At 55.8% G+C, this 16,261-nt stretch carries 14 protein-coding genes; 7 read left to right on the top strand and 7 right to left on the bottom strand.

The features are described 5' to 3' along the window. Both G516_RS21680 and G516_RS21675 read left to right on the top strand, forming a co-directional pair. Nucleotides 1-837 carry an ABC transporter permease gene (locus G516_RS21680; RefSeq protein WP_051219099.1) on the top strand — a complete coding sequence of 279 codons (837 nt, stop codon included), beginning with the start codon at nt 1-3 and terminating at the stop codon, nt 835-837. Then, entirely contained in the window at nt 834-2,285 is a 1,452-nt protein-coding gene (locus G516_RS21675; protein WP_084644954.1) for an MATE family efflux transporter, read from the top strand. Before G516_RS21680 ends, G516_RS21675 begins: the two co-directional genes overlap by 4 nt. A 17-nt stretch (nt 2,286-2,302) precedes the next feature. Here the strand turns inward: G516_RS21675 and G516_RS0108435 are convergent, their stop codons facing one another. Both G516_RS0108435 and G516_RS21670 read right to left on the bottom strand, forming a co-directional pair. Next, nucleotides 2,303-3,427: a PleD family two-component system response regulator gene (locus tag G516_RS0108435; RefSeq protein ID WP_028293282.1), complete on the bottom strand. Its 1,125-nt coding sequence runs from the start codon at nt 3,425-3,427 to the stop codon at nt 2,303-2,305. Continuing rightward, nucleotides 3,420-4,991 (bottom strand): ATP-binding protein, encoded by a 1,572-nt coding sequence (locus G516_RS21670; RefSeq protein WP_051219097.1) that lies wholly within the window; start codon nt 4,989-4,991, stop codon nt 3,420-3,422. The genes G516_RS0108435 and G516_RS21670 overlap by 8 nt, the downstream gene beginning before the upstream one ends. A gap of 346 nt (nt 4,992-5,337) precedes the next feature. On the opposite strand from G516_RS21670, the gene tkt reads away from it, so the two are divergent. From tkt to G516_RS0108410, 3 genes are all read left to right on the top strand, one after another. Continuing rightward, complete coding sequence (gene tkt, locus G516_RS0108425; protein ID WP_028293281.1) at nt 5,338-7,326, top strand: transketolase; 1,989 nt, start codon at nt 5,338-5,340, stop codon at nt 7,324-7,326. Between the two features lie 747 nt (nt 7,327-8,073). Continuing rightward, nucleotides 8,074-8,490, top strand: a complete 417-nt coding sequence (locus G516_RS0108420) for a hypothetical protein (RefSeq protein ID WP_028293280.1) — start codon at nt 8,074-8,076, stop codon at nt 8,488-8,490. Nucleotides 8,491-8,946: 456 nt separating this feature from the next. Then, nucleotides 8,947-9,363, top strand: a complete 417-nt coding sequence (locus tag G516_RS0108410) for a hypothetical protein (RefSeq protein ID WP_028293279.1) — start codon at nt 8,947-8,949, stop codon at nt 9,361-9,363. A 166-nt stretch (nt 9,364-9,529) separates the two neighbouring features. On the opposite strand, the gene G516_RS0108405 is transcribed toward G516_RS0108410, so the two are convergent. Further along, entirely contained in the window at nt 9,530-10,102 is a 573-nt protein-coding gene (locus tag G516_RS0108405) for a PaaI family thioesterase (protein ID WP_028293278.1), read from the bottom strand. A gap of 214 nt (nt 10,103-10,316) precedes the next feature. Here G516_RS0108405 and G516_RS0108400 point away from each other — a divergent pair, with 214 nt between their 5' ends. Both G516_RS0108400 and G516_RS0108395 read left to right on the top strand, forming a co-directional pair. Then, nucleotides 10,317-11,579, top strand: coding sequence for a DnaT-like ssDNA-binding domain-containing protein (locus tag G516_RS0108400; RefSeq protein WP_028293277.1), 1,263 nt, complete (start codon nt 10,317-10,319; stop codon nt 11,577-11,579). After that, nucleotides 11,491-12,156, top strand: a complete 666-nt coding sequence (locus G516_RS0108395) for a replication protein P (protein WP_051219094.1) — start codon at nt 11,491-11,493, stop codon at nt 12,154-12,156. Before G516_RS0108400 ends, G516_RS0108395 begins: the two co-directional genes overlap by 89 nt. A 55-nt stretch (nt 12,157-12,211) precedes the next feature. On the opposite strand, the gene G516_RS23825 is transcribed toward G516_RS0108395, so the two are convergent. From G516_RS23825 to hypE, 4 genes are all read right to left on the bottom strand, one after another. Then, the gene (locus tag G516_RS23825; protein WP_028293275.1) at nt 12,212-13,366 is read right to left on the bottom strand and encodes a FecR family protein; all 1,155 of its coding nucleotides are present in this window, start codon (nt 13,364-13,366) and stop codon (nt 12,212-12,214) included. 39 nt (nt 13,367-13,405) lie between these two features. Then, a complete protein-coding gene (locus G516_RS0108385; RefSeq protein WP_028293274.1) occupies nt 13,406-13,963 on the bottom strand; it encodes an RNA polymerase sigma factor in 558 nt (185 codons plus the stop codon). Nucleotides 13,964-14,190: 227 nt separating this feature from the next. Next, on the bottom strand, nt 14,191-14,799 hold the full coding sequence (locus G516_RS0108380; RefSeq protein WP_028293273.1) for an HvfX family Cu-binding RiPP maturation protein: 609 nt from the start codon (nt 14,797-14,799) through the stop codon (nt 14,191-14,193). Nucleotides 14,800-14,898: 99 nt separating this feature from the next. Next, a complete protein-coding gene (hypE, locus tag G516_RS0108375; protein WP_028293272.1) occupies nt 14,899-15,930 on the bottom strand; it encodes a hydrogenase expression/formation protein HypE in 1,032 nt (343 codons plus the stop codon). Nucleotides 15,931-16,261: the final 331 nt, after the last annotated feature.

Here is a 16,261-nt window from a genome sequence, read left to right as displayed (position 1 = left end):
ATGAACCGACACCTGAGCTGGTTTGGCATCACCTCGCTGACCCTGGGGCTGGCCTTTATGTACCTGCCGATTCTGGTACTGGTGATTTACAGCTTCAACGATTCCGAAATGATCACCCTGTGGTCACATCCGTCGCTGCGCTGGTACGAAAAGCTGTTTACCGACGGCAACTACTGGGGCCCGGCCTGGACCACCTTGCGCATCTCGCTGGTGTCGTCGGTGCTGGCCACCATTCTGGGCGTGATGATCAGCCTGGTGGTGACCCGCATGCGCAAGTTCAAGGGACGTTCGCTGTTTGTGGGTATGACCATCGCACCGCTGGTGCTGCCAGAGGTGATTACCGGACTCGCGCTGTTGCTGCTGTTTATTGCCATGGGCGTTGAGCGGGGCTTTATGACCGTGATCATTGCCCACACCACCTTTGCCATGTGTTTTGTGTCGGTGATTGTGACGGCCCGTATGGCCGAGTTTGATATGTCCACCGAAGAAGCCGCCCGCGACCTTGGCTGCGGTCCGGTCATGGCGTTTTTCCACGCCACGCTGCCGGCTATTTTACCCGCCATTGTGGCGGCCTTCCTGCTCGCCTTTGCGCTGTCGCTCGATAATCTGGTGGTCACCACCTTCACCACCGGACCCGGCATTACCACGTTGCCGATGCGGGTGTTCTCGGAGATTCGAACGGGCGTTAAACCGGAAATCAACGCGCTATCGACCATGGTGATCCTGTTGGTGACCTGCGTGGCCATCACCAGCTCGCTACTGACCAAGCGTTCGGCCGCCAAACGGGTAGCGGCAGCCGATTCGCCGCCAGCAACCTCACAGTTGGCCAGCGCATGACGCCACCAACCCATTTAAACCAGCACACCGCAACCAGCAGCGCCGTTGACCCCGTCAGCGGCGCTGCTGTGTATGTTGCTGGCACAGAAAATAGCGCCGCCGATGCACAACATCATCCGGGCGAACATCACCCTGGTGCAGATGCCAGTGATGCCGAGTTGCGGCGGGAGTTCTGGCGTTACACCATCCCGTCGATTGGCGCCTTGCTGGTCAATGGCGTCAACGAGCTGGTCGATGCCGCCTTTGTTGGCAGTCATGTCGGCTATGAAGGGCTGGCGGCCATCACACTGACCTGGCCGGTGATCTGTCTGGTGATTGGTATTGGCCTGATGATTGGCGCTGCCGGTGGCAGCCTGATGTCGATTGCCCGTGGTCGCCGCGACTGGCAGCAATGCAACCGTATCCTTAACCGCAGCGCCGGACTGGCGCTGTTACTGGGGCCATTGTGCGGCGTGCTGGTGATCGCTATCGACCAGACCGTACTGCAATGGCAAGGAGCCAGCGGCGCAGTGGCCGATATGGCACTGCTGTATTCGGAGGTTTTTGCCGCTGGATGTGTGATCAACCTGATTGCCATCGCATTGGCCATGATGGTGCGCAACGACAACAGCCCGATGATCTCGACCCTGATCATGGGGATCAGTGCGCTGGTAAACCTGCTGTTCGACTGGTTGTTTGTTGCGGTGCTCGACCAGGGCGTTGCCGGTGCCGCGCTGGCCAGCATCTTTGCCAAGGCCGCTGCACTGGCGGGCGCCGGGTATTACTTTTTACGTCACAGCCAGCGCCTGCAATTGCAGCTGTCACTAATGAAACCCGACCTCGAATTCAGCCGCCGCATCTGCGCTTTGGGAGCCTCCACCTTTGTGATGTACATTTACGCCGGTGTCGATATCAGCGTGCATAACGCCCTGCTGATGCATTACGGCAGCGCCATCGACGTCGCCGCCCTGGCGATTGCCGGTTACATCATGATGCTGTTTTACTTTCTCTCTGAGGGGGTCGCCAATGGTATGCAACCACTGGTGAGCTACTACCACGGCAGCCGTCTGCTGCAGTTGCAGAACCGCATGCGCGATATGGCAATTCGGGTGCTGGTAATCAGTGGCATTGGCTGGACCGCGCTGGTGTACGCCGCGCCGGAATGGCTGATCAGCCTGTTTTCCGAACACAACCCGGAGTTGACCGAAGTCGCTCGCAACGGCATGTACCTGCACCTGTTCGCGATGCTGTTTGATGGCCTGCTGGTGCTTGCTTCGGTGTACTTTCAGGCGGTGGATCAGGGCCGACGCTCGCTGCTGATTTCGGTGGGTAACATCGCCGTGCAAATCCCTTTCTTTCTGGTATTGCCGCAATGGCTTGGGGTCACCGGAGTCTGGCTGGTGCTGCCAGTGTCGACCACACTGCTGTTTCTGGTGGTGCTGGCAGTGATAGTACGGAGCCACAGATAACAGCCTTGCCGCCAGAGTTAAAACGACCGCGTCAGCTCGTCGAGGTTGCTGGTGATTCGGCCCAGCTGTTGGTCCAGGTTAAGGCCGCTTTCGGCCAGTTCCAGCGCTTCGTTGAGCTTACGTTGAACGATTTCGGTCAGCGCGGCTTCCTGCTCCTGGGTCAGGTCCTGACGATTGAATTCTTCTTCGATTTCATGCACCAGCGTGTTCATCAATTGCATGCTGTCGTTTTTGTATTTTTCCTGATACTTCTGAATATCGCCCATAGCTTTCTGGCCGTCTTTCAGGGCATCCATCACCAGGCATAAACGCTGTTCGGCGATGGCGAGGTCATCACGAATTTTCTGGATCAGGTCGTTGGCGTTTTCAGCCAGAATCGTTAAATAGTCGCGCAGTTCCCCTTCCCGGCCGGGGTTACTGATGGGCTGGTTTTTCACAAAGATGGTGACGTAGTCGTAGTTGATGATCATGCGGGATTCCAGCTGAATAATGCGCTGTTCCATCATGTGCACCCGTTCCAGCAGCTGTTCTTCCATGGGTGCCAACTGCTCGCTGGTGGAAGCATTCCAACACTCGCCACCGGAACGCACCTGGGCCATGCCACTGAGGCCATACTGGGCGATGGTTTTGGTCATGCGCTCCACCAGCACTTGCTGATTGGGTGCTTTCACGCCTTCCCGTACAAAGTTCAGAATGATGCCAATATCTGCCGCGTTGCTGAGTGCCGACATCGCCATTTGCGAGACTTCCTGATAGCCGGTACGCAGGTTTTTCAGCTCTGATGCCTGCTGGCGGGTGGTGTCCAACCGCTTGGCCAGCAGCGCTTTTTCAACGGGTAACTTGATAAAGTCCTGACCGCCGGCGTCATAACCTTGCAGTATGTCATCGGTGCTGCAGTGGTTGGACATAAACACCACCGGTACATCGGCCTGTTCCGCTTTCACCTCGCGACATTTGGCAAAGCCACTTTCCGGGCCTGGGTCAAGGGCGATCACCACCAGGTCGGCGTCGGCCAGTTGAGGCTGCAGCGGCGCATCCGGCTGGCACAACTGCAAGGAAAATCGGTCGTCAGGCAGGTGCGATAGCAGCCGTTGAATATCGCTGCTGTCGCCGATCATGAGTAGCCGGGTGATGTCAGTCATGGGTTCTTCCTGTTTGTAACTTGCGAGTCAATTCCAGCTCCAGCCCATCAAGGTCAAAGTCGAGTGCCAGTTCGCATATGGTTGCGACGTCCTTGCGCTCAGACTCAGGCACCTTGGCCTGCTGCAACTGACGGGCAATGTCTTCCACTCTTAATAAATCCTTGCCCAACCATTGCAGCATGGCGGTGAGCTGCTGGTTGACCTGGGCGGATGTCATGGTGTCTGTTGAGTCTTGCGGTGGCGTCGGAGCCGCGGGATCGGTAATCAGGAAGTCACGCAGGATACTCCCCAACCGGTCGAGTTTGATCGGCTTGGATATGTGCTCGTCCATGCCTTGCACCATGCTTTCCTGGCGGTGCCCATCGGTGGCATGAGCAGTCATGGCAATGATTGGCAGGTTTTCAAATTCCGGGCTGATCTGGCGGATTCGGTGGGTGGTTTCATAGCCGTTCATGCCGGGCATTTGTAAATCCATCAGAATCAGATCAACGCTGACGCCATCGTTGATCAGGGCGGTAATCGCCTGCTGGCCACCGCTGCACACAAAGGTTTTTACCCCAAGCTTTTCCAGCATATGACGGGCAATTACCTGATTTACCTCGTTGTCTTCTACCAGCATCACCCGAAACCCTTTCAGGCTGGCGTTGCTGTGGGGGCTGCCTTTACTGGACTGTCTGGCGATGGCTTCTTCGATCGGCAATGACACGGTAAAGGTTGAGCCGCTGCCCATCTCGCTACGAACCGACACCGTGCCCCCCATCATGCGCACCAGTTTATGGGTAATGCTCAGGCCCAGACCGGTGCCGCCAAAGCGTCGGCTGATGGTCGAGTCGGCCTGATTGAAGGCATCAAAAATGCTGTCCTTGACGGCGTCCGGTATGCCCATGCCGGTGTCGGCAACCTCAATATCCAGCCATTGCTTACGACGGCTGGCGTGCAGTCTGACGGACCCTCGTTGGGTAAACTTGATGGCGTTGGAAATCAGGTTCAGCAGCACCTGTCGAACCCGCAGGGCATCCAGCATCAGCGCGGTAGGCAAGTCGGTGTCTATATCGAGCGTCAGCGCCAGCTGTTTCTGATCGGCCATACCTTTCATTGAAGAGACAATGTCTTCCAGCATGCCGCGCAACGGCACCGCCGCATGCTCCAGTGTCATCATGCCCGCTTCGATTTTGCTGAAATCGAGGATGTCGTTAATGATGCCAAGCAGGTGCTCGCCCGACTGCGAGGCAGTCATTAACAGTTGCTGTTGCTGGTTGTCGAGGCGGGTTTCCGACAGCATGGTTAACATGCCCAGTACGCCGTTCAGAGGGGTGCGTATTTCATGGCTCATATGAGCCAGAAAGTCGGCCTTGGCGCGTGCGGCTCGCAGGGCTTCGTCCCGTGCGATGGAGAGCTCAGTAGTGCGTTCAACGACTTTTTCTTCCAGGTTCACCGTAAGCTTGCGCAACTCTTCCGAGCGGTCGTAAAGCTCACGGCTTTTCTCCGCCAGAATCGACTCTGCTTTTAATCGTGCAGATTTTTCGCGCTCGTAGCGCTTCAGCAAGCTGTCGTAATCGGGCACAGCGTCTCCGGTGTTGGAAATTAGGCAGCATTTATCCCACAGAACCAATGAACGCTGCGGAATTTACCTGCGGGGTGTTGCTGCTTTGTGATTTGAGTATAGAAGATCTGCGCCATTGCATCGGCGTGGCAGTGCACAGTGCGCTAGCATGTATGCAAAACAATCAGAACACGCAGGAAATACAGGTTAGCTGGGCGGTACTTTGGGCATTGCCCTGAGTGCGGCTCTGAGCGACAATGCGCAGCCTTTCAGGCAGTGCAATGTGCTCCGGCCAAAAGCCCGCATTCCACTACCCCGTCTACTACTCTGAAGCCTGCTTAAATAATCCGACATTCAGGAGTCAAAAATGACCTCTCGTACCGAACTGGCGAACGCTATCCGCGCCTTGAGCATGGACGCTGTCCAGAAAGCAAAATCCGGCCACCCAGGCGCCCCAATGGGCATGGCAGATATTGCCGAGGTGCTGTGGAACGACTTTCTGAAGCACAACCCGAACAACCCGGAATGGGCTGACCGCGACCGCTTCATCCTGTCCAACGGTCACGGCTCCATGCTGATCTACTCACTGCTGCACCTGAGCGGCTACGAGCTGTCCATCGACGACCTGAAAAACTTCCGTCAGCTGCACAGCAAGACACCGGGCCACCCTGAGTACGGTTATGCCCCAGGCATTGAGACCACTACCGGTCCTCTGGGTCAGGGCATCGCCAACGGTGTCGGTATGGCGGCGGCTGAAAAAGTACTGGCTGCCCAGTTCAACCGCGACGGTCACGACATCGTTGACCACTACACCTACGTATTCATGGGCGACGGCTGCATGATGGAAGGTGTTTCCCACGAAGCCTGCTCTCTGGCCGGTACTCTGGGTCTGGGTAAGCTGGTTGCGTTCTACGATGACAACGGCATCTCCATCGACGGTGAAGTAGAAGGCTGGTTCACCGACGATACCCCAGCACGTTTTGAATCCTACGGCTGGCAGGTTATCCGCAATGTGAATGGTCACGACTCTGAAGAGATCAAGATGGCCATCGAAACCGCCCGTGAAAACACCACCCAGCCGACCCTGATTTGCTGCAAGACCATCATTGGTTTTGGCTCTCCGAACAAGGAAGGCAAGGAAGACTGTCACGGTGCACCACTGGGTGACGACGAAATCAAACTGACCCGCGAGCGTCTGGGTTGGGAACACGGTCCATTCGAAGTACCAGCCAACGTTTACGAAGGCTGGAGCGCAAAGGACAAGGGTGCCGCTGCCGAGCAGAGCTGGAACGACAAGTTCGCCGCTTATGCCGCTGCTTACCCAGAGCTGGCCGCTGAATTCGAACGTCGTATGAAAGGCGACCTGCCTGCCGACTTCGCTGCCAAGGCACAAGCTTACATCGAAGAGTGTCAGGCCAAGGGCGACGTGGTGGCTTCCCGTAAGGCATCCCAGAACACCCTGAATGCTTTCGGCCCACTGCTGCCAGAATTCCTGGGCGGCTCTGCCGACCTGGCTGGCTCCAACCTGACCCTGTGGTCCGGTGCCAAGGGCGTTAGCGCTGACGACGCATCCGGCAACTACCTGTTCTACGGCGTACGTGAATTCGGTATGAGCGCCATGATGAACGGTATTGCACTGCACAAGGGCTTCGTACCTTACGGTGCCACCTTCCTGATGTTCATGGAATACGCCCGTAACGCCGTACGTATGGCTTCCCTGATGAAGCAGCGCGCTATCTTCGTTTACACCCACGACTCCATCGGTCTGGGCGAAGACGGCCCGACTCACCAGCCGGTTGAGCAAGTAGCGAGCCTGCGTAACACGCCAAACCTGGAAACCTGGCGTCCATGTGACACCGTGGAATCTGCGGTTGCCTGGAAGTCTTCTGTTGAACGTGCCGATGGCCCGTCTGCGCTGATCTTCTCCCGTCAGGGTCTGCCTCACCAGGCACGTGACGCCGAACAGCTGGCCAACGTAGCCAAGGGTGCTTACATCCTGAAAGACTGTGAAGGTACTCCGGACGCCATCATCATCGCCACCGGTTCCGAAGTGGGTCTGGCCATGGACGCCGCTGCGGCCATCACCGACAAGCAAGTGCGCGTGGTTTCCATGCCGTGTGCCGAAGTGTTCTGCAAGCAGGACGCCGCTTACATCGAATCCGTACTGCCAGCTTCCGTAACGGCCCGTGTGGCGGTTGAAGCCCTGCACAAGGACTACTGGTACAAGTTCGTTGGCCTGAACGGCGCCATCGTGGGTATGGAAACCTTTGGTGAGTCTGCACCTGCCGCTGACCTGTTCAAGGAATTCGGCTTCACTGTTGAAAACGTGGTTGCCGCGGTCAACAGCGTAGCCTGATCATTCAGAGCTATGTCCTGCACAGGCCTGTCTTACACGGATCTGTGCGGGAAAGACACATGGCAGCAGTCGCTGCTGTCAGCGTGATTTAAAAGAGCCGGGCACATTCGCCCGGTTTTTTTGTGCCTCTGAAAAGCCCTGCGTCTTACCCTCTCGCGGCCTGCGCCTTCTACCTACTCTCTCGCTATTTATTTATCTCACGGCCTGATAGTTGTCTTCTCGTGAACCTTTGTCCTGTCCGATTCCCCCTTACCCCAGGCTTGAAACACCATCACTTTGGAGCCGCAACTTAGGCTATCGCAATGGTGACAATCCACCGCTTTAGAGCCTGATTACCCCACTGAAATGCAAAATAAAATTCGGCTCAAAAAATGACAAATTAAGCCAGCAATAAATTAAACGGGTGATCGTTAAGGTGGGTGGACCAATACGACTGCATGTCATGTAAAAACAGCCGCAAAAACCCGCTATTTGCCATTTTCAGCGCTCAGAAAACCCGCCTTTTTAACGAAATTTATTTCGTCAGACAAAACAGTAAATGATTCTTTTCAGGTCCGTTACATCGGCTTTGCGAAAAACCTAGAATATTTTTCATCGCTTCAGGAGACGCTCAATCCCGGCCTCGAAAGACGTTCCTGAAGCCAGGCTCAGAGCCGCCAAAAGAAGGTTCCGAAGCCCGTCACAGCCAGCCCGACTGGTTATTCAGAAACATGGGTAACACGATTAAAAACAGCAAGGAGCGCAGCAATGAACTCACCTCAAGCGCTGGAACAACCGCACCAGCATGTGTTGGTTTTCAATCGATTCAGTATTCGTGGGGCTATCCACCACCACACCGACCTGACACTTCACCCGGACGGCCAATGGCAGGTTGAAAGTCACATCACATCCGTCGTGCGTTCTTTCAAACCGCGCATCTCCGTTCATGTGGAGTTTATGGACGAATTTAATATGGACCCGCTGGAGTTTGGCGGCGATGACATAGAGTGGCATCCCAAGTGCCTGTGGTCTTCTGCTTTCCGCAAGCTTCAGGATCGCACCATCAAGATGTCGGGCTGCAGCGACTTTATTCGTGACCACTTTGATGAACTGAGCCAACGCTCAACCGGAAAACTGAAGCTGAAGCTCAGAAAACAGCCCGGCTTGCTGGCCCGTCTGTTCTAAACCCTCTGAAGACCCCTGGTTCGGCCCAACGCTGATACTGCTTTCCCCTCCTCTCAGAACAGTATCAGCGTTCCTGCCATATCCCGTTCAAGAACCAAGCATACTTCTGTTTGACGATCTGAAAAATTTCAACCTGACAGATCCGTCATTCCCTACACTCGCCACCTTCCTGTTACACCTGCACGGCGCTATTCTTTTGGAGTGCTTTTCAACAATCCGGCGCTTGCCTCAGATAACTGCTCACTTATGAATCAGAAAGTTATTTTCGGGCCTGACGGGGCACAGAAACCGGATCACGGGTTCGTGACAATCGGCGCAGTTTTACAGATCATTAAGAAAACCGTCCGAATCTGAGACGTGGTTCGAAAGCTGGCTGAAACCAATCGGGGTTTAATCCCGTCTATTTTCACAGGAACATCCGCCATCAGCGGACGACAGGCAAGCAGGAGCGCAGCAATGAATTCACCCCAGGCTTTGGTGCAACCGCACCAACACGTTTTTGTATTCGAACAATTCAGCATTCGTGGTGCCATTCACCACCATACCGATCTGACCATTCACGACGACGGCCACTGGCAAGTAGAAAGCCGGGTGAGCTCGGTGGTGAATTCGTTCAAACCACGCATTTCATTGCACATCGAATTTATGGACGAAGCCAACATGGGGCCGTTGAGTTTTGGTGAAGAAGACACCGAATGGCATCCCAAGTGTTTGTGGTCAGCGTCGTTCCGTAGCTTGCAGGAACGTACCATCAAAATGTCCGGCAGCAGCGACTTTATTCGCGACCACTTTGACGAGCTGAGCCACCACTCCACCGGCAAGCTGAAGTTACAACTGAAGAAACAAACCAGCCTGTTGGGCCGCTTGTTCTGATTATTCTGGCTGTTTTGATTAGTGGACAGTATCCAAACAGCCAGCCAATTTGAACACTCGCCGGTCCTGGCCCGGGTTTCCCTTGCTGAGCTTCCCTTACTGGGCTTCTCTTACTGGGTTTGCCTCATAAGACCGAGACCGGCGGTGCGGTCTGATACTTTCTAAATCACTCAGGCATGCCCGGGGCCGCCCCCGAGAACATCGCCGTCAGCTGATCCAGATCGGCTTGCGGCACCAGATCCATGGTAGCGAACTGCTCTGGCGTGAAAGGCGCAAAATCCCCGGTAGCAGTCGCTACCAACTCATCCTTCTGGTTAAACAGCTGCCCCTGAATGATCAATTTGCGACGGCGTTCATCCAGGCTTTCCAGCGTGGTAATCGCGTACAACTGATCGCCCACATACACCGGCTTTTTAAAACGCACCTGAATGTCTCGCGTCAGTGGAAACTGATGCAGGAAGTAGATACAGGCCCAGGCCATGGTTTCATCCAGAATGGTGGTGGTCACACCACCGTGGGCCAGATTGCTCCAACCGCGCACATGCTCCGGGATCACCACTTGCGAACGTATTTGCTTGCCATTGGTGGCGAACGTCATGTGCAGGCCCTGATCGTTATGGGCACCACACGCAAAACAATGAGGATCAACCGTCGGCAAGGCTTGCCACAATTCTGCTGGCTGCCCGGTTGGGTTCTCGGCCAAAGCCCCGGTCGAGGAATGAGACACATCAGTCGACATACACGCTCCGCTATCGTCGAATCAAACAATCCCCCGACTATACCGCGGTCACTGCCACAAACCGTGCAAGGGTCCAACAACAGCCTGACTCACAGAATGAACAATGCATTCAGCGATGCCACCGGCACGGTGTTCGGGTTACACTTGGGGGTTTCCACTTTTCTATTCAGCCGTCCTGACATCCTGTGCGTCGGCGGCGGTTTTGGCAGGCAGTATGAGTAATCACCCGTTGTTTACAGACACCACCATTCCCTTGTCGGTGACGCTGGCGGCCACCATTGGGTTGGAGGAAGCCTTGCTGCTGACCATTTTCAATCAGGCAGCGCAACTGCAACCCCAAAGCCAGCGCAATGGCATTCGCATCAGCCGCGAATGCCTGCGTCAGCAATTGCCTTTCTGGGACGACGTGACCATTCGCCGTACCCTCGCCAGCCTGATCGAGAAAGGCATGGTGCAATTGCATGGCCCCATGTACCCGGAAAGTGCCGAAATGCTGTTGGGCTTTGACAGCCAGAACACCAGCAGCCAGCCGCTGCCCAGCGATGTGCGTGCCGCTTACCCGCCACAAGGTAATAGCCAGAACCATCACAGTGGCCAACCAGTTGCTCACAGTCCCCAACACGGCAGCCCTCAACATGGCAGCCAGCAGCCAAGCCAGCACAATACACCGCGTTATTCATCCATTGGCACCGACTGGAAACCGTCGCAAGACACCCTGACGCGACTGCAACAGCGCGGTATTGGCCAGAGTTTTGTGTGGGCCCAGCTCGACAGTTTTATCCTCCACGCGCAGGAAGCCGGCCCCAATCGTAACGACTGGAACGCGCGCTTTTTTAATCACGTGAAAAATCAGTGGGTGTACGCCCAGAACGATGCCGAGCGGCAAAAGCAGTTCCAGCAGGAGCGCGAAGAACAGCAGCTGAATCGCAGTGGTTTCAAGGTCGCTCAGGACGAAGCGGCTCCTATTCAGCCAAGCTGGCGTCCCAGCGCCGATGCCCTGCAAATTTTGCAACGTGCCGACATCGACCAGCAGTTTATTGAAGACGCCATTCCGGAATTTGTACTCTACTGGAGCGAACGCGGCGACGCGGTAAAAACCTGGAACACCAAGTTCCTGCAACACGTGCGCTCGCAGTGGGCTCGCTACTCGGCCTCGATGGAGCATTCCAATGTGCCGATGCCAATTGATCGTAACTGGCAGCCGTCCAGCGACTGCTACGATATTCTGGCGATGGCCCACATCGACACCCAGTTCGCCCGTGAACGGGTGGCGGAATTTGTGCTCTACTGGCGCGATTCCGGTCAGGTGCACAACAGCTGGAACAGCCGCTTTCTGCAATACGTAAAACAGCAATGGGGCAAACGTTTGGCCCAGTCAGGAGATGCTCATGGAACCGCAAGCAACCAATCAGCTGCTCAACCGGGTTACACAACAGCTGAAGCCAGCGTCCAGCGACTCAACGACACCAGTTGGTAATACCGACGCCCAGAAGCAGGCGACGGTGGAACAGAAAGAAGCCATCAACCAGATTTTCGAGCTGTTCCGTTTTAACTACCACAACCAGTTTCTGAAAGCCTTCCCGGATCACGACACCCTGATCATGGCCAAACGGCTGTGGTCACGGCTGCTGGTAGATTACCGTGGCGACGTCATCATGCGTGCTGCCGAGCAGGCGGTGAAAGAAAACGGCTGGCTGCCAAACGTGCATGAAGTGGTATCGCGCTGTGATATTGCCGGCACCCTCGGTGTGCCTGGCACTCACCGCGCCTACATGGAAGCCTGCCGGGCACCGTCGCCGAAGAAAGACTTCAACTGGAGCCACCCGATTGTGTACTACGCCGGGCGTGCCAGTGACTGGTTCTATCTGGCCAATACACCGGAAGAACAGGCGTTCCCGGTGTTCAAACACAATTACGAACTGCTGCTGCAACGACTGCAAGCAGGCGAAGATATTCAGATGGAAATCCAGAAGGCGCTGCCGGAAGAAGTGATCACGCCGCTGCCTCGTAAAGAACAGCAGCAGCGTTTGCAGGATTTGAAGTCGTTGTTATAAACAGCCAACTTTCATGCATTCGACAAGCGAGCGAACGAACCAAAGAGCCTCTGATTTATCGGCCTGCAGATATCACAATCTGCTGTTCGCTCACCTGCAAATCCAACCCGAACAGGTCCGTCACCAGCTCCAGCGTCCCTTCTACATCCTGCTGCCGGTATTTGCCAGAAAACGTCTGCGTCCCATCAATATCGCGCAACTGAATTTGCTTATGGGTGTGGCTTTGCAAATGGGCCACCAGATCGCTTAACGGCTCGCCACTGACCTTGCGCCAGCCGGTTCGCCAACTGCCCGCTTGCTGATCCTTGAAAGGCTGAGCCTGATCACCGTCCAGTCGCACACCCTCGCCAGCGTACAAGCGCCAGCTCTGGCCCTCGTGAGTGACTTCCACAACGCCGTGCTCAACGCTCACCACCAGACCGTCGCCGGATGTATCGACGTTAAACGCCGTGCCCAATACCCGGATTTGACCGCGATCCGTGCTGATAACAAACGGCCGCTGGGTATCTCTGGCCACCGAGAAAAACACTTCCCCTTGCTGTAGCTGCACCCGGCGTTCGGTGTCGGACAGTGCCACCGAGAGCTGGCTGTTGGCGTTAATCGCCAGGTCGGAACCGTCTGCCAGGGTCAGTTGTTGTTGCTCTGCGGTATCGGTTGCGTAATCGACGGCCACAGCTTGGCTGACCTCATTCGAGGCGGAACTGTTCAGGCCAGTACCCAGCACGAACCACAGCAGTGGCGCCAGCAACAGCAGACTGGCGGCGGCTGCCCAACCAAGACCCCAATCAAAGCGGTTGGATGTACTGGTATCACGTTTAGCCCCGGTTTCGGTCTCTGGCTCAAGCTCCGAGACAGTAACAGGTACATAGGCAGAAGAAGGTACAGAAGCTGAACTCCAAGCAGTATCTGAACCGTCGGCCAACAGCCGCTGACGGGCGGTGCGAATATCCGTGACTTTTCTATTCGTGACTGTGCTATCCGATTCATTGCTATCTGACCGGGTGTCGCTGCGCGGTTGTGCAAGCGCCAACAGCAAGGCTTCGCTGTCGCCAAAATAATGCGCGATGTATTCCGCCGCTGCCCGATGGCGCTCGTCTTCGGCCAGCCAATGATGGTAGTCACTGCGCTGGGCGTCATTCAGCTCATCCAGACGGTCGTACCAGTCGGCAGCCTGCTCAAGAATTTCATCTGAAAAGAACTTCAGGTTCATAGGCCGTTACTGCGCCTCCGCTTGATGGCAGCGCATGACTCAATCGTCACGTTCATGTTTTTCCACCGTGCGGGCGATATCCAGCATCGCCCGGGTAATGTGTTTTTTCACCGACGCCTCACTGAGGCCCAACTGTGCAGCAATGGCATCACGGGACAGGCCATCCATTCGACGCATTAAAAACACCTGTCGTCGCAGCGGCGGCATTGCCGTCAAGGTCTCCGACAGTGCTTCCAGCTTGCGTCGCTCCATGTGCTGTTGGTCCAGCGGCGCGCTCTCCTGCTCTGGCAGCTCAGCCACGTAATCCGGCTGACGCTTGCTGCGACGCCAGTGGTCCAGCACCACCGAGCGAGCCACTTGCAGGCCATAGGCCAACGGGTTGCTGACTCGCTCCCGCGCGGTCGTTTGCAGTGACCGCACCATGGTGTCTTGCAGCAGGTCTTCAACGTCGCTGGGGTTGGAAATCTGACTGCGGATATAGCCACGAATGCGTGGTATCTCACTGGTCAGTTGTTGCTCGTAATGGCTATCCGGACCATCGGGCGCTAGCGCCGGGTCGTCCAGCTGGCGATCACAAGACTGGCGGATCATTTTCATTGCCATTCCGGTTTTCACAGACGAGTGGTCGCCATGAGAACACGTCAAAGTGACAGTTTATTGAAGTTAAAAACACGCATGCTCAGCGCTTTCAAGATAAGACGTGCCGAAGGGATAAAAGGGGACAGGGTAATTTGGCGAGAATAGCTTGAAGGTGTCGAAGAGGAAGGAGAAAGAACAATGGGCTGTGCTTTCTCCCCAGAAGCTTTACCTAAGCTGCTCTCTGATCAGTCCGCTTTGATAAAGCGACGCGCCAGCCAGTAATCCACACTCACATAACGGCCAGCGCCGGTGAAAAACAGGCTCAGCAACATCACAAAATAGGTCGCGGCAAACTCAATGCCGTTGTTCAGAATCACAAAAGAGCCACGGCCAGTCAGCCAATCGTAATGGCCATGTTGCTGCAACAGACTGCGTCCTGCCTGCAAGCGATCCGCCGCTTCCATCACACGGTCGTTAGCCAGCCAGCTGGAGGCATCGGCAATCGCCAGCCAGCCGTTTTGCCAATGCACCGTCAACGCCGCCACCAGCATGGTGATCATCAGCGGGATGCTGATCCAGCGCACCGCCAAACCAAACACCAGCAACCAGGCGCCGAAAAACTCGGTGCCCGCCGCCAGCGCCACCATCAGCTCGGGGAATGGCAACCCCAGTCCCCAATCCGGATTCCCAAACCAGGCCACCGTATCGTCAAAGGCTACCAGCTTGTTCCAGCCGGCCTGCATCAGCACCGGTGCCAGATACAGCCGTAACAGCAAGGGAGCCAGGCAGTCAGCAAAGCGGGTGGAATTCAGTGCCTGATGGGCAGGACGGTATAAATCAATCAGGGATTTCATGGCTGGCTCCGCAAACCTGTGTCTTGTTTTCTACACAGTCGCTGGAGCAGCCTGATTCTTACAAAGTATTTTTGCCTGAGCAGAGAACAGCAGAAAACATCAGCAAATACGCGGCAGCTGCTCGCCGTTGAGCCAATCCACCATACGACGGCCACCGAATTTGGTGGTCATCTGCACGAAGTGATTCGGGTCTTCGGTGATTTCACCCACGATGGCAGCATCTGCGCCTTTTGGATGTGCACGCATCACAGCTAACAGCTGTTCGGCCTGTCCAGCCGGGCAAATCGCCAACAGCTTGCCTTCATTGGCAACGTACAGGGGATCAAGCCCCAGAAACTCACAGGCCGATGCCACCACGGGTTTGACCGGAATCTGCGCTTCCTGCAAATGCACACCCACGCCGCTCTGATGAGCAATTTCGTTGAGGGTGTTAGCCAGGCCGCCTCGAGTCGGATCACGCAGGCATTTAAGGGTTGGCACCGCCTCCAGCATAGCGGCAGTCAGGTCATGTAGCGCTTGGGTATCAGACTGCAATTCGGATTCAAAACCGAGGCTCTCACGCATCGACAGAATCGTCACACCATGATCGCCCATGAAACCGGAAACCAGAATCTTGTCACCCGGTTTGGCATTGGCACCAGAAAGCTCAATGCCCTCAGCCACATACCCCAGGCCGGTGGTGGTTATAAAGACACCGTCGCCCTTGCCCTGCTCGACCACTTTGGTATCGCCGGTGACAATCGCCACTCCAGCGTCTTTGGCAGCCGTGGCCATAGACTGCACAATGCGCTTCAGGTCAGCCAGTGGATAACCTTCCTCCAACACAAACGCTGCCGACAGATACAGCGGTACCGCGCCGTTCATGGCCACATCGTTGACCGTGCCATGCACCGACAAACAGCCAATATCCCCACCCGGGAAAAACAACGGCGAGATCACATGAGCGTCGGTCGCCATCACCAACCGACTGTTGGCAGGCGGCTGCGGCAGTACCGCACCGTCGTTTCCCTGGTTGAGATAATCGTTGCTGAACTCGGCGGCAAACAACTCCGAAATCAACTGTTGCATGGCGCGACCACCGCTGCCATGAATCATCTCAACCCTGCCCTTGTTCCAGTCTATACGTGCCATGGTTTATTCATCCGTCGAACGTCCGGGCAAAAGCCAGACGCAATGTTTATTCAATCAACCGTCATAGTTGGGCAAGGCCCAACCTACCGTCTGTAGGAGCGAATTTATTCGCGACACAACGTCAGCCCCGCAGGTCAGATAAAGACGCGCAGCGGCTGCCATCTGACGCCACCGCTGTTGGATGGCTTTCGCTTCGCTCATTTATCCAACCTACAGGAGAATGCCTGAGCCCAGTCAGTGGATGCAGTGCAAGGCGTCCCGCAGCGAGTACCCAAGACATACCGGATTGGTAGGCGCAGGGACGAGCGAGGACACAACGCGCTCACCAAGC

The sequence above is a fragment of the Oceanobacter kriegii DSM 6294 genome, assembly GCF_000422845.1.
In the GTDB taxonomy this organism is placed as follows: domain Bacteria; phylum Pseudomonadota; class Gammaproteobacteria; order Pseudomonadales; family Oceanobacteraceae; genus Oceanobacter; species Oceanobacter kriegii.
This window is presented reverse-complemented; position numbering and strand designations above follow the sequence as displayed.